Below are 23770 nucleotides of genomic sequence, written 5' to 3' on the forward strand. Positions count from 1 at the left end.
GCGCCATTGCGCCTTTTTTTAATGTTGCAAACATGGTATACTTAAGGGTGGAATAAAAGTATAGAAAGAAGCACATGGAATTTACAAAATTATCAAATCGATTGGACTTGGTGGCCAGCTTTGTCCCAGCTGGAGCGCGTCTGTTAGATGTGGGAAGTGACCACGCTTATCTCCCAATCGCTCTTTTACAGGAAGGCAAGATTGAGGCTGCTATTGCGGGTGAGGTAGTTGAGGGACCCTACCAGTCTGCCCTCCAAAATGTGGCAGATAATGGCTTAGATGCCAAAATCGAGGTCCGTCTAGCCAATGGTTTGGCGGCATTTGAACTGTCCGATGACATTTCTTGCATCACCATAGCAGGGATGGGCGGGCGCTTGATTGCGGATATCCTAGGAGCAGGACTTGAGAAATTAGCCGGTGTCTCCCGCTTGGTCTTGCAACCCAATAATCGGGAGGATGAACTGCGGGCTTGGTTAGTAGACCATGATTTCCTCATTGTTGATGAAGCTATCTTGGAAGAAAATGAGAAGTTCTATGAGATCCTTGTGGTGGAACAGGGTTCTCAAGAGTTGTCAGCTAAGGAACTGCGTTTTGGTCCGTATTTGATGCGGGAACAAGCTCCAGCATTTGTCCAAAAGTGGTCCAAGGAAGTGGAGAAATTAGCCTTTGCCTTGGAGCAGGTCCCAGTTGAGAATCAATCCGCCAGAGCATCGTTAGAAGACCGTATCGCTCAAATCAAGGAGGTCCTAAATGAAAGCAAGTGAAGTCATCAAACGCTATGAAGCTTACTGTCCTCAGGAACTATCCATGGAGGGAGATGTCTGTGGCTTACAGGTCGGGACGCTGCAAAAAGACATCCATAAGGTCATGGTAGCCTTGGATATCCGGGAGCAGACGGTGGCAGAAGCCATTGACCATGGAGTGGACTTGATCATCGTCAAGCATGCGCCCATTTTTCGTCCTATTAAGGATCTGGTAGCCGATCGGGCTCAGAATCAGATCTACATTGACTTGATCAAGCATGATATTGCGGTCTATGTCAGCCATACCAATATTGATATCGTCCCAGATGGGCTCAACGATTGGTTCTGCCAACTTTTAGAAATTGAAAATACAGAGCCCCTCAGTATGACAGGAGAAGGACTCGGAATCGGCCGCATCGGTCAAGTGCGCGCCCAAACCTTTGGCCAGTTGGCTCATAAGGTAAAAGAAACTTTTGGCTTAGATGCTTTGCGCTTGGTTGGTTATGACCAGGCGGATTTAGAACGGGTCATTGAGCGCGTCGCTATCTGTGGCGGAAGTGGCCAATCCTTTTACAAAGATGCTCTCGCTAAGGGGGCTGAGGTATACATCACAGGAGATATCTACTACCACACGGCTCAAGACATGCTGAGCGATGGGCTCTTGGCCTTGGATCCAGGGCACCATATCGAAGTTCTCTTTGTGTCGAAACTAGTCGAAAAACTCAATCAGTGGAAGTCTGAAGAAGCGTGGGATATCGAAGTGCTGGGCAGTCAAGCCAACACCAATCCTTTTTACCATATCTAAGGGGTTATCATGAAAGTTGCTATTATCGGTGCAGGGATCGTAGGATCCACTGCAGCCTATTATTTATCAAAGGAAGCACAAGTGGATGTCACCGTCTATGATCACGGAGTTGGCCAAGCAACCAAGGCAGCGGCTGGGATCATTAGCCCTTGGTTTTCCAAGCGGCGAAACAAGGCCTGGTATCGTCTGGCTCGGCTAGGAGCTGATTTCTACCAAGAATTAGTAGAGGACCTGGACAAAGACGGAATCGAAACAGACTTTTACCAGCAGACAGGGGTCTATCTCCTTAAGAAAAAGGAAGAGAAATTAGATGAACTCTATCAGTTGGCGCTGAGTCGACGGGAAGAATCTCCCTTAATCGGAGACTTATCGATTTTAACCAAAGAAGAAGTGGCCCAACAATTCCCAGGTCTGCAAGGTTTTGAACAGCTCCTTTATGCCTCAGGTGGGGCCCATGTAGAAGGAGCCCTTCTAACGGAAACTCTTCTCAAAGCCAGTGGCGCAAGAGTGATCAAGGAAGAGGTTGCTCTCAAAATCTTGGATCATGGCTATCAGATTGCAGGAGAGAGCTATGACCAAGTCATCCTAGCAACAGGAGCCTGGTTGGGGCAAATCCTTGAGCCACTTGGCTACCAAGTGGATGTCCGTCCGCAAAAAGGACAGTTGAGGGATTATCAGCTAGACCTAGATACGGATAATTATCCTGTGGTTATGCCAGAAGGAGAGCTGGATATCATTCCCTTCCAGCAAGGCAAGATCAGTATGGGAGCTACTCATGAGAATGAGATGGGCTTTGACCTGTCGGTGGATCAAGCTTTACTCAATCAAATGGAAGAAGAAGCCTTGACCTACTATCCAAAACTAGCTCAAGCCGAAGTTATCAGGGAGCGCGTGGGAACCCGGGCCTACACCAGTGACTTTTCACCATTTTGGGGAGCTGTTCCTGATCAAGCAGGCCTTTATGTTGCAAGTGGTCTCGGTTCATCTGGCCTCACAACAGGTCCCCTCATTGGTTGGCATCTGGCCCAACTAGTGACAGTGGGAGACTTGCGCCTAGATCCAGCAGATTATCCAGTTGAACAATACGTGAAGAAGAGAGTGGGACAGAAATCGGTAATTCGTTAGAATTCGATTTCGTCGTCCCACCTCCGCACAGTTGAGTAGGGCTGTAAAAGCTGATGAAATCAGCGTAGTAGAACCCACTCAACCACTGCGTCTTGCTCGACAATCCAAAGAAAATTGAGAGGCTAGGACTTTTGTCCCACTCTCTTTTTTTCGAAAGACCTTCCTTCATTCGGACAAAAATAGTAGAATAGAACAAGTGAATTAACAAGAAAATGGGAGTTGTTATGAATTGGTTTCAATCACAATCCGTGGTCTTACAGGCCTTTCTCGCAGGATTGTTTACATGGGGCTGTACCATTGTCGGGTCCGCCATCGTCTTTTTCTTCAAGCATATTAGTCGAAAATTACTGGACATCATGATGGGCTTTGCGGCAGGGGTCATGATTGCGGCATCGTTTTGGTCGCTCTTGCAACCGTCTATTGAGTATGCGGAAAACTCCTATGGAAGTTTGGCTTGGTTGCCAGCGGCCGTTGGTTTTCTAGCTGGAGGATTTTTCCTCCGCTTGATCGACGCTATCGTCCCTCACCTTCATATGAGTAAGGAGATTGAAGAGGCCGAGAGCATCCATACGCCGAGAGAGAAGAAGTTGTCGAAAACGACCCTTCTTTTCTTAGCCATTACCATCCACAATTTCCCAGAGGGCTTGGCAGTCGGAGTGGCCTTCGGAGCCCTCGCGAGTAATCCTAGTCCAGAAGCCTTTATCGGGGCGGTTGGCCTAGCTATTGGGATTGGTTTGCAAAATATCCCAGAAGGGGCTGCCCTTTCGATCCCGATTCGGACGGATGGGAAATCTCGTCTCAATGCCTTTTATTGGGGATCTATGTCAGCTATCGTGGAGCCAGTAGGAGCCCTGCTAGGAGCAGTAGCAGTCCTATCTATGACGGCCATTTTGCCGTATGCCCTCTCTTTTGCGGCAGGTGCGATGATCTTGGTAGTGGTTGAAGAGTTGATCCCAGATTCGCAGACCAATGGCAACACGGACGTTGCGACCCTCGGCCTCATGGTTGGCTTTGTGATTATGATGATCTTAGATGTCGCTCTTGGATAAAGTGTCCTCACCTTGTAGCATGGAAACAAGGTGACTTTTTTATATAAACATGATAAAATAAGGGTAATGACTACGTAGAAAGGCCTAACATTATGAAAGGTATTATTTTAGCTGGTGGCTCAGGTACTCGTTTGTATCCTTTGACTCGTGCGGCTTCCAAACAGTTGATGCCCATTTATGACAAACCAATGATCTACTATCCACTGTCAACCCTTATGTTGGCAGGGATCAAAGAAATCTTAATCATCTCAACTCCGCAGGATCTTCCTCGTTTTGAAGAGCTTCTTGGAGATGGTTCTGAACTAGGAATTTCCCTCTCTTATGCAGAGCAACCAAGCCCAGATGGCTTGGCGCAAGCCTTCATCATTGGAGAAGAATTTATTGGGGATGATCATGTTGCCCTCGTTCTTGGGGACAATATTTTTCATGGAAATGGCTTGACAGCCATGTTGCAACGGGCGGAAGCGAAAGAAAAAGGCGCGACTGTCTTTGGTTACCAAGTCAAAGATCCAGAACGTTTTGGTGTGGTAGAGTTTGATGCGGATATGAACGCCATCTCTATCGAAGAAAAACCAGAACATCCGAAATCAAACTTTGCGGTGACTGGTCTTTACTTCTATGACAATGATGTGGTAGAGATTGCCAAAAACATCAAACCAAGTCCTCGTGGAGAGCTTGAAATCACCGATGTCAACAAGGCCTATTTGGAGCGTGGAGATCTCTCTGTTGAGCTCATGGGCCGTGGCTTTGCTTGGTTGGATACAGGAACTCATGAAAGTCTCTTGCAGGCTTCTCAATATATCGAGACGGTTCAACGCTTGCAAAACGTCCAAGTAGCCAACCTTGAAGAAATCGCCTATCGCATGGGTTATATCAACAAAGAACAAGTCCATGAATTAGCGCAATCACTGAAGAAAAACGAATACGGACAATACTTGCTCCGTTTGATTGGAGAAGCTTAATGACAGAACAATTTTTCGAGAAAGAATTAGCAGCCCGCAAGATTGAAGCGATCCCAGGTTTGATGGAGTTTGATATTCCAGTTCGTGGAGACAACCGTGGTTGGTTCAAGGAAAACTTCCAAAAAGAGAAGATGCTTCCTCTTGGTTTTCCAGAAAGCTTCTTTGCGGAAGGCAAGTTGCAAAATAACATTTCATTCTCTCGTAAGAATGTATTGCGTGGCTTGCATGCAGAACCCTGGGACAAGTACATCTCTGTAGCAGATGAAGGAAAGGTTCTCGGTACTTGGGTAGACCTTCGTGAAGGTGAGACCTTTGGGAACACTTACCAAACTGTGATTGATGCTTCTAAAGGAATCTTTGTCCCTCGTGGTGTTGCCAATGGATTCCAAGTTTTGACGGATAAAGTGGCTTATACCTACTTAGTCAATGACTACTGGGCATTGGAGCTCAAGCCAAAATATGCATTTGTTAATTACGCAGACCCAAGCCTAGACATCCAGTGGGAAAACTTGGAAGAAGCAGAAGTCTCAGAAGCAGACAAAAATCACCCACTGCTCAAAGACGTTAAACCCCTTAAAGCAGAAGATTTGTAAAAATGAGCCTTGCATAGCTGCAAGGAGCCTGGTAGGATCGTTCCTGTCCTAGTGGAAACAAGATTGCCGTAGGGAATCTTGTAGGGGAATCCGGAGACTACGGCTTCGGATTTAGCCATGAAACCGAAGGGGTGCTGGCGTCCCTCACTAGCTAAAGGAACAATCAAAACTAAAAACTATTTGGAGAAAAAATGACTGAATATAAAAACATCATCGTAACCGGTGGCGCTGGTTTCATCGGTTCAAACTTCGTACACTATGTCTACAACAACCATCCAGATGTACATGTGACTGTCCTTGACAAACTCACTTACGCTGGTAACCGTGCCAATATTGAAGAAATCCTTGGGGATCGTGTTGAATTGGTTGTGGGAGATATCGCAGATGCTGCATTAGTTGATAAATTGGCTGCTAAGGCTGATGCCATTGTCCACTATGCAGCTGAAAGCCACAATGATAACTCTCTCAAAGATCCATCTCCATTTATCTACACAAACTTTGTTGGAACTTATACACTCTTGGAAGCGGCTCGTAAGTACGATATTCGTTTCCACCACGTGTCAACAGACGAGGTGTATGGAGACCTTCCATTGCGTGAGGATCTTCCTGGACATGGGGAAGGTCCTGGTGAAAAATTCACTGCTGAAACCAAATACAACCCATCATCCCCTTATTCATCAACCAAGGCTGCTTCAGACTTGATCGTGAAGGCTTGGGTCCGTTCCTTCGGTGTCAAAGCAACGATTTCAAACTGCTCAAACAACTATGGACCATACCAACACATCGAGAAGTTCATCCCACGTCAAATCACCAATATCTTGTCTGGCATCAAGCCAAAACTTTATGGTGAAGGAAAGAACGTCCGTGACTGGATCCACACTAATGACCACTCAACTGGTATTTGGGCTATCCTCACTAAGGGCCGTATCGGTGAAACCTACTTGATCGGTGCTGACGGTGAAAAGAACAATAAGGAAGTGCTTGAACTCATCCTTGAAAAAATGGGTCAACCAAAAGATGCTTACGACCGTGTAACAGACCGTGCTGGTCACGATTTGCGTTACGCCATCGATTCAACAAAATTACGTGAAGAATTGGGTTGGGAACCACAATTCACAAACTTCGAAGCAGGTTTGGAAGACACCATCAAGTGGTATACAGACCACCAAGACTGGTGGAAAGCTGAAAAAGAAGCTGTCGAAGCCAACTACGCGAAAACACAAAAAGTTTTGAAATAATGATGTTAGTCCAAGTGGGAAACCGCTTGGGCTTTTTCTTGCTTTTCTAAAAAAGTCACTAAATAGGGAATTGATTTATGGTATAATAAGAGTAGTTTCTATACTGAATCAAAAGAGGAAGTTAAAATGAATCAAAGAGATTGGGTTGAATACTTTGAAGCGATCAATGGTCGCAAACCGACTATGCAAGAATTTCAAGAAGCGCGTGAAAAAGGGGAGTTTGTCGTAGAGCGAACAGAAGCGCCGACTCCAACAACTGAGGCACCAGCTCCAGCAACTGAAGCGCAGGCTCCTGCTCAAGAAGCACCTGTTGCACCTAGCGCACCTATTTCACAAGAGCAGACTGCTTTTGTCCAACCACAACCATCTGCGAAAACCTTGCAACCTGTTCCAAGACCGAAAAAATTGACATTTTCTTTCAATAAACAAGCACAGATTGGGGGTGCAGTTGGAGGACTTGTCGCAGTGATTGCTTTTGCTTGGTTCTTTTTCTTTTTAGGTGGACCAAGTGTAGATGGCGTTTGGTTGCGAGATACGGATTCAAGTCCGGTCACTTATGAACTAAGCGGAAAGAAACAAAGAGTCAATGGCGATGAGACCATCAAAAAGGTTCTCAAGGGCAATGAAGCGAAAAAAGAATTTAATACAGCACTTTCTTTGTTGAATGCAACTGACTTGCATTCACTTGCGGATGTCGATAAGAAATTTAACCTGAATACGACAGAAATAGTTGTTATTAAGTCTGGTGGGAACACACGCTATAACTTGCTCCAAAAAGACGGAAGCAATATTATTTTAAGAAATGATTTATTCGACTTGAAAACTTATAAATCATACAAAGGAAACTTTGAAGATAATTTGGTCTATCATAAGGTTGAAACACCAAAGGCCATGATTGGAAAATGGAAGAATGTGACAGAAGGAGATAATACAACTGTTCAGATTTCAGATCACGGAATTATTAGTGATAAGTATTACGATAGCAAGGCTTACGCATTCTATTCTCTAGCTGATTCAGAAAAGTATGATGGAGACACGACTTCTAAAGAAGAGATCGAACACACATTTGAAGTAATTCAAGAAGCGGTGAAATCACAAGGCTATCAAGTGAAGAGTGCTAAGGAAGTCTATATACAAGCTAATTCAAATTATTGTTTCGTACCTGTCAACGGTGGAAAGAATATACTCGTCTTACATGGTGGGAATGAATTTGCTGCAAAATTAGAAAAAGTGAAATAATGAAAGGACCGTAAGGTCCTTTTAGAACGTAGACAAACCCTACCAGCAATAGAAACATTGCCATTTTGTAGGTTGGATACCATATAATGAAAGCTCTTAGGAATGCTGGTGTAGCGCTATTCTTAAGAGTTTTTACTTTCTCTATTTTTAAAAAAGACTGAAGAAAATTGTCCAAAATGGACTTTTCTTCAGTCTGAAAGGACTGCAAGGTCCTTTTTATTTGAGAAAGAAAAGTTTCCCAAGTAAGATTCTAAGGAGAGATATGGTTAGGATTCTTTTTTGAGTTGTTGGTTTCGATATTGTCTAGGAGTCAAGTGAAAATGCTGTTTGAATTGTCGATTGAAGTTTGAGAGGTTAGTAAAGCCGACCTGGCTTGCTATTTCTTGAACACTTTGATTGGTTTGAACGAGCTTTTCACAAGCCTTCTCTAAACGCATTCGTATCAGATAATCCATACAGCTTGTCCCAGTGTGTTGTTTGAATATATTCATAAAGTGATTTTTGCTATATCCAAATGTTGTAGCAAGATGATCAATTTGAATGGGCTCTGCATAGTGATGCTCAAGATAACCAATCATTTCTTTTAATTTCTGATATTTTTGATACGTATCATCTGTATAGTGTCGATTGACATACCTGTGCTTAAAGAGAAGATAGAAAAATTCATAGAGTTTAGACTTTAATAGGAGGTCGTAGTAAATACTCTGTTCTTCAAGGATAGAAAAGAGAGAAAAAAGACAATCGCGAATTGGTTCATAAGCATGATCGTCTGGCGAAATCCGAGGAGTGAGATAAAAATGTCCAGAGTATATTGGTTGAATATAGCGTTGGCTAAAACTGTCTATTTGATTCCTACCTAGGAAATCTAGATGGATGCGAAAAACTGTAGAAATTTGTTCTTGATTTTCAATAGCGTAGATAGCATGAGGAGATGTTGGCTGAATCAGAAAAATATCGCCTTCATGACTTTCAAAGTGCTCAGAATTGATATACAAGGTAGCAGTTCCTTTTTTGACATAGATTATCTCAAGTTCAGGATGCCAATGATAAATGGTATCAGCTGATTGCTTAGATAAGATTTGTTTTTCAAAATCGTAGGGGAAATCAGATGGGTTATCTCGTAAATGTCGTGAATATTGAGCCATGATAAATCCTCCCGATAAACTATTTCTAGTTTTATTATATCAAAAAAACTTCCTTATATAGGAAGTTCTCTTTTTTAGCCTTTCTTCTTCATATATAGAAGGTTGAGAAGGAGCCCAACAACTGCTAAAGCGATAGCGACGTAGAATGCAGCACTGTAATTTCCATTGTTGGCTGCTGCCATTTGAACCGCAACTTTAGGTGCAAAAAATGCAGCTAAAGAATATCCTGTAAAGACGATGCCGTAGTTGACCCCCTGATTTGTAGGTCCGTAGTTCTCCATGACAATGGAAGGGAAGACTCCCATAACACCACCGAAGCAGATACCAAGTCCGAGGATTCCTAGAGTGAAACCAAGTTGTCCAGGGATAATTGTTAAAGAGAAGAGTGCCAATACGATGACTGAATAGATAATCAATAAAGTCTGAGAACGACCAATTTTATCAGAGAGTGATCCCCAGATAAAGCGACCACTAGAGTTCGCGATTGAATAAAGAGAAACATAGAGAGCTGCTGTTCCAGCTGAAAGGCCAAACATTGATTGACCAATTGGGGATGCCTGAGAGGCAATCATTAAACCAGAGAAAGCACCGACAAAGAACATGCTGATAATAATGTAAAATAGCGGACTTTGTAGCATTTCTTTCCAGTTTTTATTAGCAGGTACTTGTTTAGTTTGTACTGGAGCTTTCCAATCTGTAGGTTGGTAACCACTTGGGGCTGCCTTAATGAAGAAAATTCCACAGATAATAACAACAATATAGACCAGTCCAATTGTTCGAAAAGCAAAGAAGGCATCTTGTTTTTGAATGAGACTACTTGCAACTGGTGACGCGATAACTGCAGCAAACCCCATACCTCCTGTTAGAATCCCAGAAGCTAAGCCACGTTTATCAGGGAAGAGACGAAGTGAATTTGAGAGGGCTCCTGAATAGGCAAATCCTTGACCGAGACCTGCCATCAACCCATAGGTCAGATAAAGCATGGCTGGTGAACTAGCATAACCAGTCAGGTAAAAACCGCTAGCAAAGAGAAGTGCACCAAGGGCAATTGTCCATTTTACATATCCCTTGTCTACCAAATAACCTCCGAGAATCATGGGGATAGGTCCGATTGCTGAGTTAATTGCAAATGCGAGCATGATTTCGAACATTGACCAGCCTGTTGAAGAACTTAGAGGCCCAGCGAAAACGGAAAAAGAATAGACTGCCCCTGTACAGAGGAGAATAGCAGTTGATGCAGCTAAAACTTGCCAACGATTGAATGTCTCTTTCATAAGAAAAACCTCCACTAACTTAATACATATTTTCACAAAGACTATAACATAGTTAAAAATGAGGGTCAATACTTTCTCAAAAAATATTGTTATTTTTTTCACTAAGTTATACTAAACTAAGATAAACTGATAGGATAACACAATCTTTTAGGGCTATTGATTCACAAGAAAGGCCAAAGTTGTATAATGATATTAAAGATATGAAATCAAACAAATAAAGGGGGTAGCAAGATGAAACTAGTTGCTATCGTTGGAACAAATTCTGACCGCTCAACCAATCGGAAACTCTTAAAATTTATGCAAAAACATTTTTCAGATAAAGCTGACATTGAGGTATTGGAAATCAAACAATTGCCAGCATTTAACGAACCTGAGGATAAGCTAGCACCTGCCGAAGTTCAAGCTTTTTCAGAAAAAATCCTTGCTGCAGATGGTGTGATTATCTCAACACCTGAGTATGACCACACCATACCGGCACCTCTGGCTTCAGCTTTGGAATGGATTGCCTACACTAGTCGCGCTTTGATTAACAAACCAACGATGATTGTCGGAGCTTCTCTTGGATTGCTTGGAACATCTAGAGCCCAAGCGCACTTGCGTCAGATTCTTGATGCGCCTGAACTGAAAGCAAGAGTGATGCCAGGGACAGAATTTCTCCTAGGTCATTCTGAACAAGTATTGGATGATGACAATCATTTGAACAATCCTGAAAAAGTTGCAGAGTTGGAAGAACATTTTTCAGAGTTCCAAAATTTTGTTGAACTAACAAAAGCATTGGTCAAACCAGAAGATACAAACCGTAAGAAATCATTCATCTGGGAAGAATGGTTGAAAGCATAAGCGTCTCAAGAAAGGAGTACAATCCATGAAATTAGTAGCTATTGTTGGTACCAATGCCAAACAATCTTATAACCGTAGTTTGTTGCAATTTATGCAAAGACATTTTGCAACCAAAGCGGATATTGAGATTTTAGAAATTACCGATGTACCGATGTTCAATGAAACCGATGATCAAACAGTTACACCTGTTATTCAGAAGTTTAACCAAGCGATTTCGGAAGCAGACGGTGTGATTATTTCGACACCTGAACACAATCATACGATTCCATCAAGTTTGAATAGCTTGATCGAGTGGTTGTCTTTTAACATCCATCCACTAGATGGAAAACCAACCATGATTGTAGGGGCTTCTTATGATGTTCAAGGTTCTTCACGTGCCCAACTTCATCTTCGTCAGATTTTGGATGCACCTGGTGTAAATGCAACAGTTATGCCAGGAAGTGAATTCTTACTTGGCCGAGCTCATCGAGCATTTGATGCAAATGGGGATTTGGTTGATGAGCGAACTATCGATTTCTTAGATAGTTGTTTCTATCGTTTCCTTCGCTTTGTATCTGTTGCAAACCAACTAAATCTTCCTGAAGAAATTCGATTTGAGCCAGGAACTTATCACGTTACAACTGAAGGTCATAATGGTAAATTGCCAATGGACGTCACAGTTTCTGAGGACCGTATTGAAAAAATTGAAATTGATTCTTCTGGAGAATCTTCAGGAATCGCAGATGTTGTTTTCACTCGTATTCCAGCAGAAATCATTGAGGGACAAACTTTAAATGTTGATGCGGTGTCAGGTGCTTCTGTAACTTCAAATGGTGTCTTGGACGGAGTTGCACGTGCGGTCAAACAAGCCGGTGCAAATCCAGATGTTTTACGGAAACGTTCCAAAGCACCATCTGCCCTAGATAAAGAAGATAAAACTTATCAGGCCGACGTTGTCATTGTCGGAGGTGGAGGAGCCGGTTTAGCTGCAGCTGCTGCAGTATTACAAGCTGGTAAGAAGCCAATTGTTGTAGAGAAATTCCCAGCAATTGGAGGAAATACCGTTCGTGCGGGTGGTCCAATGAACGCACCAGATCCAGTATGGCAAAGAACCTTCGAAGCTCATCCAGGTGAGGCAAACACTCTTCAAGAATTGATTGCGATAGATGAATCAACGATTGACCCAGAATATTTAGAAGACTTTAGAGCCTTGAAAGTTGAGGTTGAGCAGTATTTGCAGGACCCTAGCTATTTGTTTGACTCTACTTTACTTTACCGTATCCAAACCTATATCGGTGGAAAACGAAAAGATTTACAAGGACATGAAATTCATGGTCAATATGATTTAGTTTCTGTATTGACCGAACGAGCCCTTGAGTCTGTTCGCTGGTTGGAAGACATCGGTGTTGAATTTGTTCGTAGTGAAGTCACAATGCCAGTTGGAGCTCTTTGGCGTCGTGGTCATAAGCCGGTTCAACCCATGGGTTATGCCTTTATCTCAGTTCTACAAAAATATGTTCTAGAAAATGGTGGCAAGATCTTGACGGACTCTCCAGTTAAAGAATTGCTTGTAGAAGAAGGGACTGTCAAGGGTGTTAGAGCAGAAGGCCGAAACGGTCAAACCATCCTCGTTCATGCAGATGCTGTTGTTTTAGCTTCTGGAGGATTTGGTGCCAATACTAAGATGCTACAAAAATACAATACCTACTGGACCGAAATTGCGGATGATATTGCTACCTCTAATACACCAGCTGTAACAGGGGATGGAATCCTCTTAGGTCAAAGTGTAGGTGCAGATCTAGTGGGGATGGGCTTTAGTCAAATGATGCCGGTATCTGATCCAGTGACAGGTGCTCTCTTCTCAGGACTTCAAGTTCCTCCAGCTAATTTCATCATGGTAAATACTGAAGGGAAACGATTTGTAGATGAGTACGGTAGCCGAGACAAGCTATCTCAAGCAGCGATTGATAATGGAGGCTTGTTCTACTTGATTGCAGATGATCGCATCAAGGCAACAGCCTATAATACTAGCCAAGAAAAAATCGATGCCCAAGTCAAAGCAGGCACTCTATACCGTGCAGATACGATAGAAGAGTTGGCTGTTCAGATTGGCATGGATCCACAGGTTTTAGCAGATACAATCAAAAAGTACAATTCTTATGTGGATGCGGGATTTGACCCTGAATTTAACAAGGGTAGTTTTGATCTCAAGTGTGAGGTCGCACCGTTCTACGCAACACCAAGAAAACCAGCTGTTCACCATACAATGGGTGGTCTCAAGATTGATACTTCAACACATGTTTTGAATGAAAAAGGTCAGATTATTCCTGGTTTGTATGCTGCCGGAGAAGTTGCAGGAGGACTTCACGCAGGTAACCGTCTAGGAGGAAATTCGCTTACGGATATCTTTACTTTTGGACGGATTGCAGGTCAAACAGCTGTTAAAGAAAATTGTTAGTGGTGGATTTAAAATCTTAGCTAACTTTAAGTCTGTTCATGTATCTTGTCATCATTAAATGAAGATCTCTTATTACTCTTCGAAAATCTCACCATACTTCGTTAAATTCGACTTACCTAACTTTAGTTATGTTTGCGTCGCTCTGCCTAGTCTGATTTCGATTTTCATTGAGTAACCTTCATTTAATGAAATCCTAAAACTTTTTTCATCATAATCTCCTAATGAAGTCACCAAATTCGGTGACTTTTTATTTGAAAAAAACATCAAAAAGAGCGCAAAAAATACTCTTCTTGTACGATACTGTAATTGAAATTTTTAAAAATTTTGGTGTTAGAACTGTCGCCTCAGTCCTAGCACTTTTTCTTTGTCGTATTCTTGGTGTGAGGTGTGAGGGTTTTTTAATGCCGGCACTTTCATATGAACTAGGGCAAAGCCCTATTAATGACCGCGGAATTCTATTGTTCACCTTTATTTTAAACCACACTTTCTTTTCTTTCATGAGTTAGCAGGCTGAGGCTGCTTAGAGTTTTTGTTTCCAAACTTCTTACTGAAAAACTATTCATGTCTAGACAAAAATATGGTAAAATGGATAAGATGTGTCTGAGATGTCTATTGTTTCTCAGGCGACTACAAGTAATGGAGTAGAAAATGCAAAATAGACCTATTATTATTGGTGTTACTGGTGGTTCTGGTGGTGGAAAGACCAGTGTGTCTCGTGCCATTTTGGCTAATTTCCCGAATGAAAAGATTGCCATGATTGAGCATGATTCTTATTACAAGGACCAGAGTCATTTGACCTTTGAGGAGCGGATCAAGACCAACTATGACCATCCTTTTGCCTTTGATACGGACTTGATGATTGCGCAGATCAATGAACTCTTGGAGGGTCGTCCGGTGGATATCCCAACTTATGACTATGCGGAACATACGCGCAGCAGCAAGACCTATCGTCAGGAACCACAAGATGTTTTCATCGTGGAAGGAATCTTAGTTCTTGAAGACAAGCGTCTTCGGGACTTGATGGACATCAAGATTTTCGTTGATACGGATGATGATGTGCGGATTATTCGCCGGATCAAGCGCGATATGGAGGAGCGTGGCCGGAGTCTTGATAGTGTCATTGAGCAATACCTTGGTGTAGTAAAACCGATGTATCACCAGTTCATCGAGCCAACCAAGCGTTATGCGGACGTGATCATTCCTGAGGGCGTGACCAACACAGTTGCGATTGACTTGATCACAACCAAGATTGAAAAAATCCTCAACGGAGCGCGTGAAGGAAAATAAAAATAGGGAGAAAGAGGGAAATCGATCTCCAATCCAATAACAATAGTTGGAATTACGGAATATCGCAGTAGTTGGTGAGACTCGTCATTCGCCTAAAAGCTCGAAAGAGTTCTCAATCAATGTTGCGGGGGTGGTACGAGAAATGGTTTTTAACATTCTGTACCACTCCCTCTTTTTCCTAGGGAGAGTGGAAATGAAAAGGGAGTTTCATTCGCGGACCAAGGCGTTCGCTTGTTTATTGACCATGTGTGCTGGTTTTTCAGATGCTTATACTTTTATTTGTCGGGGTGGGACCTTGGCGGCAGGCCAGACGGGAAATGTGGTCTTTCTATCGGTTGGTTTGATTGGCCAGCAGATCTCAGATGTAGAAGTAAAGTTAGCGACCATGTTGGCCTTTATGCTGGGAATCTTTTTGATGACGGTTTTGCGGCGTTTGATTGACAATTCAGTCTGGCGCCTCAGTACCTTGGTGCCCTTTATCCTCACGACCTTGGTGACGGGATTTTTGCCAGCATCGGTAAAAAATGTCTTCATCGTGCCTTTTTTTGGCTTGAGTTTAGGAATCGTTGCGACTTCTTTTGGAGAAGTGGATGGCTACGCTTATAATCATTCCTTCATGACGGGAAATCTCAAGAAAACCATGGTGGCTTATGGGAATTTTGTCAGAGAAAAGGAGAAGAAATTCCTCTGGGAAGCCATCTTTATGACCTGCTTGATCGGGAGTTTCGTCTTTGGGGCCATTTTTTCGACCTATTTGATCCAGTTTTATGGATTAGAGACCATTTGGCTGGTGTCCATCATCTTGACTATCTTTTTAATCTATCGTGCCATTCAGTATTTTGAGGTCTTTCACTTCAATCGGCGACATGAATAGATAAAATCATTTTTAGAAGAATGAGTTAAATGATTTTGCAAAGAAATAAAACTGAGATTTCATTTTTAAAATGAATCAAGAATATATTGAAACTTTCCGCCGTGAGAAAAGTGCTAGAAACACGATTGTTTCTAGCACTCGGAATTATTGAGACCTTAGGCTCAATAATTAGTCATGGAACTTCTTCGAAGTTCGCTGACGTCCGTCCTCACCTAAGGAAAGTTTTTCAGATAACTTTATCAATATTCCAGAGGCTGGGACAAAAGTCCTAGCCTCTCAATTATTTTTGGATTGTCGAGCAAGACGCAGTGGTTGAGTAGGCTCTACTACGCTGATTTCATCAGCTTTTACAGCCCTACTCAATTGTGCGGAGGTGGGACAACGAAATCGAATTCTAACGAATTACCGATTTCTGTCCCACGCTCTTTTCTTTCGCTGTTTGAAGCTTAATTTTTGGGCAAAGATTTGGTATAATGGAAGGTATGAAACATTCGGAAAAAGAATCACAATACCAGCTCTTGCTGGCTCAGTTAGACGCTCTCTTAACAGGAGAAAGCAATGCCTTGGCTAATATGTCCAATGCCAGTGCGCTCTTAAATCAAGCCCTGCCTCGTTCGGTCTTTGCAGGCTTTTATTTGTATGACCAAACGGAATTGATCTTGGGACCTTTTCAGGGAGGTGTTTCTTGTGTCCATATCGCACTCGGAAAGGGTGTCTGTGGAGAAGCAGCTCAAAAGCAGGAAACCATGATTGTCGATGATGTGCGCCAACATGCCAACTATATTTCCTGTGATAGCCGGGCTATGAGTGAGATTGTGGTGCCTATGGTCAAGGACGGTCAGCTCCTTGGGGTTTTAGACCTGGATTCAGAGTGTGTCTCTGACTATGATCAGCTGGATCAAGAGTATTTGGAAAAGTTTGTCGCTCTCTTGATCGATAAGACAAACTGGGACTTTAAGATGTTTGGAGTTAAGAACTAATGTATCAAGCTTTATATCGGAAATACCGTAGCCAGACCTTTGGCCAATTGGTCGGCCAGCAAGTAGTGGCACGGACATTGAGACAGGCTGTCGAGCAGGAGAAGATCAGCCATGCCTATCTCTTTTCTGGTCCTCGTGGTACTGGGAAAACCAGTGTAGCCAAGATCTTTGCTAAGGCTATGAACTGTCCTAATCAAGTCAATGGGGAGCCTTGTAACGACTGCTATATCTGTGAATCCATTACCAATGGGAGCCTAGAAGATGTCATCGAGATCGATGCGGCCTCCAACAATGGGGTCGATGAAATTCGGGATATTCGCGACAAATCCACCTATGCTCCGAGTCTAGCCAAGCACAAGGTCTACATTATCGATGAGGTCCACATGCTCTCGACAGGGGCCTTTAATGCCTTGTTGAAGACGCTGGAAGAGCCGACGGAAAATGTGGTCTTTATCCTTGCAACAACGGAATTGCACAAAATTCCAGCCACTATTCTGTCACGGGTGCAACGCTTTGAATTCAAATCCATCAAACTACCGGATATCGTTCACCATTTGGAAAGCATCTTAGCTACAGAAGGCATTGCCTATGAAGCAGATGCTGTCCAGATCATTGCTCGGCGCGCTGAAGGTGGGATGCGGGATGCCTTGTCCATTTTGGACCAAGCCCTGAGTCTGACTGCGGGTAGTGAGTTGACGACAGCAATCGCTGAAGAGATTACGGGCTCCATCAGTCTAGCTGCGCTCGATCAGTACGTGGCTGCCATCCTGGCTCATGATGCGACAGCGGCGCTGGATCAGCTGGCGATTATCTTTGATAATGGGAAGAATATGGCCCGTTTCGTCACGGACTTACTTCAATACCTGAGAGATCTTTTGATTGTCCAAACAGGTGGAGAAAACACTCACGCTAGTGACTTGTTTGCGGCGAATCTTGAAGTTGATCAAGCCCGTCTTTTTGCCCTGATTGACCAGGCGACGACTAGTCTAGCGGACATCAAAAATAGTCTGCAACCTCGTATCTATACTGAAATGATGACCATTAAATTGGCTGAAAGCACGGGCCAAGCTACTAACTCAGCAGCTGTGGAGGTTCCTTCCAATGTGTTAGCTCAGCTGGAGGACTTGAAGAAGGAAGTCGCTCAACTCAAGCAACAGTTAGCGCAATCAGGTAGCAGTCTTCCTGCTTCAAAACCGACAGTAGCTCGTCCAACCAAGTCGAACAAGGGCTACCGTGCGGATCGAAACAAGGTCAATGCGATTTTACAAGAGGCGGTTGAAAACCCAGAGTTGGCACGGACCAACTTGATCCGTCTTCAGAACGCTTGGGGGGAAATCATCGAGAGCTTGGCAGGTGCGGATAAGGCCCTCTTAATCGGATCTCAGCCGGTCGCTGCCAATGAAAATCACGCTATTTTAGCCTTTGAGTCTGCCTTTAATGCTGAACAGACCATGAAGCGGGACAACCTCAATACCATGTTTGGAAATATTCTCAGCAATGCTGCGGGCTTCTCGCCAGAAATTTTAGCTGTTTCGATGGAAGAATGGACCCAAATTCGGGCAGAGTTTTCGGCTAAGGCGCGTGGACAAAAAGCGGAAGTGGTAGAAGAAGAGGAAAGTGTCATCCCTGAGGAATTTCACTTTTTATCCGATAAAATCACCCTGCAAGACGATTAATACATGAATTTTTTACTGAATCATGGTAAAATAATTTTATGAATAGAAAACAATTTGCAGTGATAGCAGTCTTTACTGCTATGGAGACATACTTTTTCAATGAAGCGACCATGGCGGGTCAAATGCTCTTTGCATGTTTTTGGGCCCTCTTGATCTTACGCAATCTCCAGACGGCCTATATGGTGGAGAAGATTGCTAGTGTCATTGAAAAAGAAATCAGAAAGAAAAGAAAATAAAACCTTTGAAAAGAAATCCTTTTTCAAAGGTTTTTTCTTGTTTTAAAAGGCTTCTTGGCATTGCTTGCGGTAATCTCCTGGGGAGAGGCCGACCTTCTGTTTAAAAGCCTTTGTAAAGTAGGAGTAGTTGTCATAGCCCACCTGGAGGGCGACTTGGTAAATGGGGGTATCGCTTTGTGATAGCATCTCTTTTGCGGCGGCCATCCGTTTATCGGTGATGTATTTCACCAGTGTTTCGCCGGTATCGCGCTTAAACACCCGTGCTAGATGATCTGGACTAAGAAAAACCATTTCGGCCAGCTTGGTGCGACTGATATCCTCCTTGTAATGGTGATCGATGTAGTCAGTGATCCGTTGGATGAGATTGGATTGGTGTTCTAGATCGATCACATAATGGCGAGCAGAGCTCCAGTAATCCCCGATATAGGCTTCAAAAGCTTCGATGGCATGAAACCGCCGTTCGAAGAGAAATTGATGGTGTTTGTTTTGAAATAACTTGTGGGCGAGAATGCCGTTCTTGTCCAGATAAATCCCAATTTGCTGGGTCCAGTCTAGCTGGAGTTCACTCAGAGCTGAGAGCGGGATGCGATCTTGAGTCTCTAAGCTATGGATGATTTGGAGGAGCTGTTCCGTCTCTAGTTGATTTGTAAAAGTGAGCGATGTCCGATGAGCGGGCTTTTGAGGTTGTGCATCCAAAGAAGTATAGGAGTGGATACTCTTCCAATGGAAGACTTGTTCTTCACTGTATTGGCAAAGTTGCAGAGCCTTTATCAAGAGCGTCTCAAGGGAAATGGCATCTGAATAGAGAAGGATAGAGGATCGGTCTAAGTCTTGCTGGATCTTCTGCTGGATAGCTTTTAGGAAGTCTGCACACTCTGTAGTCTGATTCTTTTTGAAGAGGCAGAGGTAGCGATCGGTCTGGCTTTCGATTTTACTGAGGGCGCAGTAGTGGACAGGGAAATCCAGGGAGAGATCCTTGATACAATGGCGGAGCTGCAAGCGCCAAGAAGGGACGCTGGGGTGAAAGTCTTCTTCAAATAAGTGGAGAGTGATGAGGACTAAGAGGTAGTCTTCATGTGGTTTGGGGCTATAGCCTCGTTTTGTCACTTCTTGAAGGAGCTGTTCTGCCTGAGATGGACGTGGTTTTCGCAAGTAGTCATGCCAAAATTCAGCTTCTTTTTGTCCTTGCTGGGCTAATTGGGCCGCACTCTTGTGGCGCTTGATCTTATTGAGGGCTTTTTGAATGATAAATTCTAAGCGGTCGGGGTCAATCGGCTTGAGGTAGTATTCAAAACTTTGGAGTTCAATGGCTTTTTGGGCATAATTGAAATCAGCATAATTGGTGAGGAAGATCGTTTGAATGTCATATTTTTCTGACCGGACCCAGGCTAGGAGATCTAACCCACTGCCTTGTGGCATCTCGATATCACTGATCATGAGGGCAATCGGGTGACTTTGAATGATGGCTTGGGCTTGGCTCAGACTGGAGGCGGTATATACCTGCTCAATGCCCAAGGCTTCCCAATGGATGGTTTCCTGTAGGGCTTTAATGATAAAACGATCATCGTCAACGAGTAGGATATTCATGTGTGTCTCCTTTGTAGGGTTCATAAGGAAGGCTTAGTTGGATGCAGGCCCCTCCTTGGGATCCATTTGAAAATTGAAGCGTATAGTGATCTGGATAGAGGAGATCCAGTCGCTCCCGTGCATTGGTCAAACCAATGTGGTGGCCATCTTCTGTGACTAAGGATTTTTTCTCTGCTAGATCTTGTAAGATAGCTGAGCTAAAACCAGGACCGTTATCCTGAAGGGAAATGGAAAGCTGTTGGTTTGCTTCTTCATGAATGGATAGCTGAATGTGGAAGGAATCTTGGAAAGAAAAGCCGTGTTTGATGGCATTTTCCACAAAGGTTTGTAAAAGCAGAGGGGGAATAGCTACATCTTTCAAACCAGGATCCCAGTCCAGGTCAAAGTGGATGCTGTCGCCATAGCGGATTTTCTGAATCTCAAGGTAATTTCGGATATGTTGGATTTCATCTGCTAAGCGATTAAAATCTTGATTGGCTTGAAAGAGGTGACGCAAGTAGTTGGAAGTCACCTTGGTCAACTCCTCGATTTCCTTATAGTCCTTGGTTTGGAGCATGCTGTGAATCATGGAAAGCATGTTGAGGTAAAAATGGGGTCGGACTTGATTTTTGAGGTAATTGAGTTCGACTTTTTTGAGATTGAGTTGCGCGTGGTAGGCTCGAATTTGGAGATCTTTCATATGGATCAGGACCTGATTGAGCTTGTGATTGGCCTGATCGATCTCTAAGATCCCTTGGTCTTCGATCACATCTAGCTTGGTAGAAGCAGCATCTAGTTGCGAAAGACGTTGGGTGAGTCGTTTCATCGGCTGGATCATCCGTTGACGAATATAAAGGATCAGAATGGTAGAGAGAACGGCGATGATCAAAGGGACCAAGGAGAGAAGGGTTTCCAGTACGATATTTGTACGGAAAACGTCTCCGTAATCGACCGTCACATACAGATCAAAAGGCAGGTGGGTTTGATTGCTATCGGCTTGAATGACGGAATCTGTAGCATGGATCTGGTTGGGCCGTTCAATGGATAAGCGCCCTTTTTTTCCAATATTGAGCTTTTGCAAGGGTTTTAAAATATCCTGGGTAGAAATGATGGCATAGATAGCCTTGCCCTTGTAATGGAGGGATTTCAAGAGATAATCATGCTGGTTCAGGCTGATTCGTTGCCATTTTTGACTGGTTTTGTCTGTTTCTTTGTCATAGGTTTTAAGATGATCTTTCAATTGTACATAGTCCAGGTAGGGCAGTTGAAGACTGGAAGCATTGAAAAAATGGGGGATATCTTTTGTCTCTATGAAAAAGGTAATGGGGCTATCCATCTGGTACTGAAACTCCGTGAAATCGATCCGCAGTTTTTTTAGATTTTCATGAAAATCCGTGAAATCAAGCGGGGTATTGAGTTCTGTCAAATAGTCATTGTGGCTAATGGTACTGTACATAAAACGCTCAACGGAGTGAAGCTCTGTATTTAAAGAATCCGCATAGATATGAATGGAGTCCTCTAAATGGAGCATATTTTGGTGTTTAATAAAATTTCGGCTAATCCCGCCAATCAGAAGGTTGATCAAGGTATTGACGACTAAGAGGAGAAAGAGTAGGCGCGAAAAAAATTGAATCGAGTGATCTCGTGTACTTCTGTGAATAGCTTTCATAATGAGCACCTCACATATATTATAGCACTATTTGAAAACGGATTCATGAACAAAACCGATAATAAAGTAAAAAAAATCGGGAAAGTGCATGTTTTTGTGTGGAGAAAACGGAAAAGTGAATGAAGATGCACGAAAAAGTTCTATAAAGATGGAAAGGATTCCTATAAAATATAGGAGAAAGAAAAGGAGGGCCTTATGAAAAGCGAAGTAAATGCGAAGCAGAGCAAATTTAAGAAAAATATTCCTTTATATGTGCTGCTCCTACCATCGATTATTTTATTGATTTTATTTGCCTATATCCCTATGGCGGGTCTAGTCATCGCTTTTAAAGATTACTCTCCCGCTACTGGGATATTTGGAAGTCCTTGGGCTGGTCTCAAGTATTTTAACCAGTTCTTCTCATCCTTCCAATTTGCAACAACCATGAAGAATACCTTGAAAATTTCTATTTACAGTATTCTGGTTGGTTTTCCCTTGCCGATTGTTCTAGCCATCATTTGCAACCAAATTCGTGTGGGCAAGTTCAAAAAAATCTTTCAAGTAACAACTTATTTGCCTCATTTTATCTCGACCATGGTCATGTGTGGGATGATTATTCTTTTTCTCTCTCCAAGTAGTGGACTGTTAGCCAATGTCCTCAAATTGGTCGGCTTAAAGATGCCTGCCCTCTTATCTAAACCGGGTAGCTTTGCAGGTGTCTATGTCTGGAGCGATGTTTGGCAACATATTGGTTGGGATAGTATCATCTATCTAGCCGCTCTATCGGCCATTGATCCGACCTTTTATGAAGCAGCGACTATGGACGGGGCGAGTCGATTGCAAAAGATCCGTCATATTGACTTACCCTTACTGTTACCAACGGCGATGATTCTCTTGATTCTCAGAGCAGGAAGCCTACTCAGTGTTGGTTTTGAAAAGGTCTTGCTCTTGCAAAATCCACTCAATCTGGCAGGAAGTGAAATCATTTCGACCTATGTCTACAAAGTGGGGATGATTAATTTTCAATATAGTTATTCGACAGCGATCGGTCTCTTTAATACCTTGGTTAACTTGATTATCTTACTGTCGGTCAACTGGTTTGCGAAACGCTATACCAAGACAGGATTGTTCTAGAAAGGAGGAGAAATTGTGAAATTGTTTCAACATGCGAGAAAGACCAAGTCAGAAATCCTCTTTGATGTTTTTATCTATGGTCTAGCGATTTGTTTGATTCTCTTGATTGTCTACCCTCTGTGGTTTGTCATTATTGCCTCCTTCAGTAATCCGTCTGATGTGGCAACTGGTAAGGTTTGGTTTATCCCGAGGGAATGGCGACTAGATGGCTATCAACGCTTGATTGAACAGCCTTTGTTTCTAAAGAGCTATCTCAACACCATCCTCTACACGGTTGTAGGGACCATCGTTGCCCTGGTCATTAATATCCCGGCTGGTTACGCTTTGTCGCGAAAGGACCTCTTTGCTAAGAAATGGGTCAGTGTTTTCTTTATCGTTCCTATGTTCGTCTCTGGGGGCTTGATTCCCATTTATTTGACAGTGAAACAATTGGGATTGGTAGACACCTTCTGGGTGATGGTTGTACCGTTTGCAGTATCTCCTTACAATATCGTTGTAGCTCGAACTTTCTTTAACAATAGTATTCCAGAAGGGATGTGGGAAGCCGCCCAGATCGATGGGTGCGGAACCATTCATTACTTCAGAAAGATCGTGCTCCCCTTGTCCAAGGCTATTATTGCCGTTATTGGACTTTGGACAGCAGTAGGGATCTGGAATTCTTGGTTCAATGCCCTGATTTATTTGACCAATGAAAATCTCCAACCCCTACAACTGATCCTGCGCCGTCTCTTAATTAGTAATCAAATGTTGCAATCGCAAGCAACAGGGGAGGTAGCTTCTGACCTCCGTATCAAGGCTGATATGATGAAATATGCAGCCATCGTTATCTCAACAGCACCGATTATGATGCTGTATCCATTCGTCCAAAAATACTTTAATCAAGGTGTCATGATAGGGGCCTTGAAAGAATAGGAGAAGA

The 23770-nt window shown here is 43.2% G+C and carries 21 protein-coding genes; 17 read left to right on the top strand and 4 right to left on the bottom strand.

Going from position 1 to position 23770, the window contains the following annotated elements; all coding sequences use genetic code 11:
* Nucleotides 1-74: 74 nt before the first annotated feature.
* From AC6IZR_RS04160 to AC6IZR_RS04195, 8 genes are all read left to right on the top strand, one after another.
* Complete coding sequence (locus tag AC6IZR_RS04160) at nucleotides 75-764, top strand: tRNA (adenine(22)-N(1))-methyltransferase (RefSeq protein ID WP_070506408.1); 690 nt, start codon at nucleotides 75-77, stop codon at nucleotides 762-764.
* A complete protein-coding gene (locus AC6IZR_RS04165; protein WP_497848853.1) occupies nucleotides 751-1548 on the top strand; it encodes a Nif3-like dinuclear metal center hexameric protein in 798 nt (265 codons plus the stop codon). Before AC6IZR_RS04160 ends, AC6IZR_RS04165 begins: the two co-directional genes overlap by 14 nt.
* Before the next feature lie 9 nt (nucleotides 1549-1557).
* The gene (locus tag AC6IZR_RS04170; RefSeq protein WP_155198841.1) at nucleotides 1558-2673 is read left to right on the top strand and encodes an NAD(P)/FAD-dependent oxidoreductase; all 1116 of its coding nucleotides are present in this window, start codon (nucleotides 1558-1560) and stop codon (nucleotides 2671-2673) included.
* A gap of 224 nt (nucleotides 2674-2897) precedes the next feature.
* Nucleotides 2898-3722 carry a ZIP family metal transporter gene (locus tag AC6IZR_RS04175; protein ID WP_497848854.1) on the top strand — a complete coding sequence of 275 codons (825 nt, stop codon included), beginning with the start codon at nucleotides 2898-2900 and terminating at the stop codon, nucleotides 3720-3722.
* A 92-nt stretch (nucleotides 3723-3814) separates the two neighbouring features.
* The gene (gene rfbA / locus AC6IZR_RS04180; protein WP_049488821.1) at nucleotides 3815-4684 is read left to right on the top strand and encodes a glucose-1-phosphate thymidylyltransferase RfbA; all 870 of its coding nucleotides are present in this window, start codon (nucleotides 3815-3817) and stop codon (nucleotides 4682-4684) included.
* Nucleotides 4684-5277, top strand: coding sequence for a dTDP-4-dehydrorhamnose 3,5-epimerase family protein (locus AC6IZR_RS04185; protein WP_003007862.1), 594 nt, complete (start codon nucleotides 4684-4686; stop codon nucleotides 5275-5277). The genes rfbA and AC6IZR_RS04185 overlap by 1 nt, the downstream gene beginning before the upstream one ends.
* Before the next feature lie 191 nt (nucleotides 5278-5468).
* Nucleotides 5469-6515, top strand: coding sequence for a dTDP-glucose 4,6-dehydratase (gene rfbB, locus AC6IZR_RS04190; RefSeq protein WP_070506387.1), 1047 nt, complete (start codon nucleotides 5469-5471; stop codon nucleotides 6513-6515).
* 126 nt (nucleotides 6516-6641) lie between these two features.
* A complete protein-coding gene (locus AC6IZR_RS04195; protein WP_497848855.1) occupies nucleotides 6642-7754 on the top strand; it encodes a hypothetical protein in 1113 nt (370 codons plus the stop codon).
* 266 nt (nucleotides 7755-8020) lie between these two features.
* On the opposite strand, the gene AC6IZR_RS04200 is transcribed toward AC6IZR_RS04195, so the two are convergent.
* Both AC6IZR_RS04200 and AC6IZR_RS04205 read right to left on the bottom strand, forming a co-directional pair.
* Nucleotides 8021-8899 carry an AraC family transcriptional regulator gene (locus AC6IZR_RS04200; protein WP_070506372.1) on the bottom strand — a complete coding sequence of 293 codons (879 nt, stop codon included), beginning with the start codon at nucleotides 8897-8899 and terminating at the stop codon, nucleotides 8021-8023.
* 74 nt (nucleotides 8900-8973) lie between these two features.
* Complete coding sequence (locus tag AC6IZR_RS04205) at nucleotides 8974-10173, bottom strand: L-lactate MFS transporter (protein ID WP_070506367.1); 1200 nt, start codon at nucleotides 10171-10173, stop codon at nucleotides 8974-8976.
* Nucleotides 10174-10404: 231 nt separating this feature from the next.
* Here AC6IZR_RS04205 and AC6IZR_RS04210 point away from each other — a divergent pair, with 231 nt between their 5' ends.
* From AC6IZR_RS04210 to AC6IZR_RS04240, 7 genes are all read left to right on the top strand, one after another.
* Nucleotides 10405-11013 carry an NADPH-dependent FMN reductase gene (locus tag AC6IZR_RS04210; RefSeq protein ID WP_070506362.1) on the top strand — a complete coding sequence of 203 codons (609 nt, stop codon included), beginning with the start codon at nucleotides 10405-10407 and terminating at the stop codon, nucleotides 11011-11013.
* Nucleotides 11014-11038: 25 nt separating this feature from the next.
* Nucleotides 11039-13450: a flavocytochrome c gene (locus tag AC6IZR_RS04215; RefSeq protein WP_070506358.1), complete on the top strand. Its 2412-nt coding sequence runs from the start codon at nucleotides 11039-11041 to the stop codon at nucleotides 13448-13450.
* Between the two features lie 648 nt (nucleotides 13451-14098).
* Entirely contained in the window at nucleotides 14099-14737 is a 639-nt protein-coding gene (gene udk, locus AC6IZR_RS04220; RefSeq protein WP_003014641.1) for a uridine kinase, read from the top strand.
* Nucleotides 14738-14930: 193 nt separating this feature from the next.
* Complete coding sequence (locus AC6IZR_RS04225) at nucleotides 14931-15611, top strand: YoaK family protein (protein ID WP_070588872.1); 681 nt, start codon at nucleotides 14931-14933, stop codon at nucleotides 15609-15611.
* Nucleotides 15612-16093: 482 nt separating this feature from the next.
* Nucleotides 16094-16591 (top strand): GAF domain-containing protein, encoded by a 498-nt coding sequence (locus AC6IZR_RS04230; protein WP_497848856.1) that lies wholly within the window; start codon nucleotides 16094-16096, stop codon nucleotides 16589-16591.
* Entirely contained in the window at nucleotides 16591-18267 is a 1677-nt protein-coding gene (gene dnaX, locus AC6IZR_RS04235) for a DNA polymerase III subunit gamma/tau (protein ID WP_497848857.1), read from the top strand. Before AC6IZR_RS04230 ends, dnaX begins: the two co-directional genes overlap by 1 nt.
* A gap of 38 nt (nucleotides 18268-18305) precedes the next feature.
* Entirely contained in the window at nucleotides 18306-18503 is a 198-nt protein-coding gene (locus AC6IZR_RS04240) for a DUF3272 family protein (protein ID WP_497848858.1), read from the top strand.
* Between the two features lie 42 nt (nucleotides 18504-18545).
* Here the strand turns inward: AC6IZR_RS04240 and AC6IZR_RS04245 are convergent, their stop codons facing one another.
* Together AC6IZR_RS04245 and AC6IZR_RS04250 are read right to left on the bottom strand one after the other, a co-directional pair.
* Nucleotides 18546-20090, bottom strand: a complete 1545-nt coding sequence (locus AC6IZR_RS04245) for a helix-turn-helix domain-containing protein (RefSeq protein WP_497848859.1) — start codon at nucleotides 20088-20090, stop codon at nucleotides 18546-18548.
* Nucleotides 20071-21738 (bottom strand): sensor histidine kinase, encoded by a 1668-nt coding sequence (locus tag AC6IZR_RS04250; RefSeq protein WP_155198845.1) that lies wholly within the window; start codon nucleotides 21736-21738, stop codon nucleotides 20071-20073. Before AC6IZR_RS04250 ends, AC6IZR_RS04245 begins: the two co-directional genes overlap by 20 nt.
* A 195-nt stretch (nucleotides 21739-21933) precedes the next feature.
* Between AC6IZR_RS04250 and AC6IZR_RS04255 the strand changes: the two genes are divergently transcribed.
* Both AC6IZR_RS04255 and AC6IZR_RS04260 read left to right on the top strand, forming a co-directional pair.
* Nucleotides 21934-22851, top strand: a complete 918-nt coding sequence (locus tag AC6IZR_RS04255; RefSeq protein WP_021153492.1) for an ABC transporter permease — start codon at nucleotides 21934-21936, stop codon at nucleotides 22849-22851.
* Nucleotides 22852-22866: 15 nt separating this feature from the next.
* On the top strand, nucleotides 22867-23763 hold the full coding sequence (locus AC6IZR_RS04260; RefSeq protein WP_049475288.1) for a carbohydrate ABC transporter permease: 897 nt from the start codon (nucleotides 22867-22869) through the stop codon (nucleotides 23761-23763).
* Nucleotides 23764-23770 lie beyond the last annotated feature (7 nt).

Source organism: Streptococcus mobilis, assembly GCF_059727625.1.

What these genes read in the sequence shown, in the direction of transcription:
- AC6IZR_RS04215 (WP_070506358.1), top strand. Translation starts at nt 11,039, where the DNA reads ATGAAATTAGTAGCTATTGTTGGTACCAATGCCAAACAATCTTATAAC.
- rfbA (WP_049488821.1), top strand. Translation starts at nt 3,815, where the DNA reads ATGAAAGGTATTATTTTAGCTGGTGGCTCAGGTACTCGTTTGTATCCT.
- AC6IZR_RS04185 (WP_003007862.1), top strand. Translation starts at nt 4,684, where the DNA reads ATGACAGAACAATTTTTCGAGAAAGAATTAGCAGCCCGCAAGATTGAA.
- AC6IZR_RS04175 (WP_497848854.1), top strand. Translation starts at nt 2,898, where the DNA reads ATGAATTGGTTTCAATCACAATCCGTGGTCTTACAGGCCTTTCTCGCA.
- udk (WP_003014641.1), top strand. Translation starts at nt 14,099, where the DNA reads ATGCAAAATAGACCTATTATTATTGGTGTTACTGGTGGTTCTGGTGGT.
- AC6IZR_RS04225 (WP_070588872.1), top strand. Translation starts at nt 14,931, where the DNA reads ATGAAAAGGGAGTTTCATTCGCGGACCAAGGCGTTCGCTTGTTTATTG.
- AC6IZR_RS04240 (WP_497848858.1), top strand. Translation starts at nt 18,306, where the DNA reads ATGAATAGAAAACAATTTGCAGTGATAGCAGTCTTTACTGCTATGGAG.
- dnaX (WP_497848857.1), top strand. Translation starts at nt 16,591, where the DNA reads ATGTATCAAGCTTTATATCGGAAATACCGTAGCCAGACCTTTGGCCAA.
- AC6IZR_RS04170 (WP_155198841.1), top strand. Translation starts at nt 1,558, where the DNA reads ATGAAAGTTGCTATTATCGGTGCAGGGATCGTAGGATCCACTGCAGCC.
- AC6IZR_RS04245 (WP_497848859.1), bottom strand. Translation starts at nt 20,090, where the DNA reads ATGAATATCCTACTCGTTGACGATGATCGTTTTATCATTAAAGCCCTA.
- AC6IZR_RS04200 (WP_070506372.1), bottom strand. Translation starts at nt 8,899, where the DNA reads ATGGCTCAATATTCACGACATTTACGAGATAACCCATCTGATTTCCCC.
- AC6IZR_RS04255 (WP_021153492.1), top strand. Translation starts at nt 21,934, where the DNA reads ATGAAAAGCGAAGTAAATGCGAAGCAGAGCAAATTTAAGAAAAATATT.
- AC6IZR_RS04205 (WP_070506367.1), bottom strand. Translation starts at nt 10,173, where the DNA reads ATGAAAGAGACATTCAATCGTTGGCAAGTTTTAGCTGCATCAACTGCT.
- AC6IZR_RS04165 (WP_497848853.1), top strand. Translation starts at nt 751, where the DNA reads ATGAAAGCAAGTGAAGTCATCAAACGCTATGAAGCTTACTGTCCTCAG.
- AC6IZR_RS04210 (WP_070506362.1), top strand. Translation starts at nt 10,405, where the DNA reads ATGAAACTAGTTGCTATCGTTGGAACAAATTCTGACCGCTCAACCAAT.
- AC6IZR_RS04250 (WP_155198845.1), bottom strand. Translation starts at nt 21,738, where the DNA reads ATGAAAGCTATTCACAGAAGTACACGAGATCACTCGATTCAATTTTTT.
- AC6IZR_RS04195 (WP_497848855.1), top strand. Translation starts at nt 6,642, where the DNA reads ATGAATCAAAGAGATTGGGTTGAATACTTTGAAGCGATCAATGGTCGC.
- rfbB (WP_070506387.1), top strand. Translation starts at nt 5,469, where the DNA reads ATGACTGAATATAAAAACATCATCGTAACCGGTGGCGCTGGTTTCATC.
- AC6IZR_RS04160 (WP_070506408.1), top strand. Translation starts at nt 75, where the DNA reads ATGGAATTTACAAAATTATCAAATCGATTGGACTTGGTGGCCAGCTTT.
- AC6IZR_RS04230 (WP_497848856.1), top strand. Translation starts at nt 16,094, where the DNA reads ATGAAACATTCGGAAAAAGAATCACAATACCAGCTCTTGCTGGCTCAG.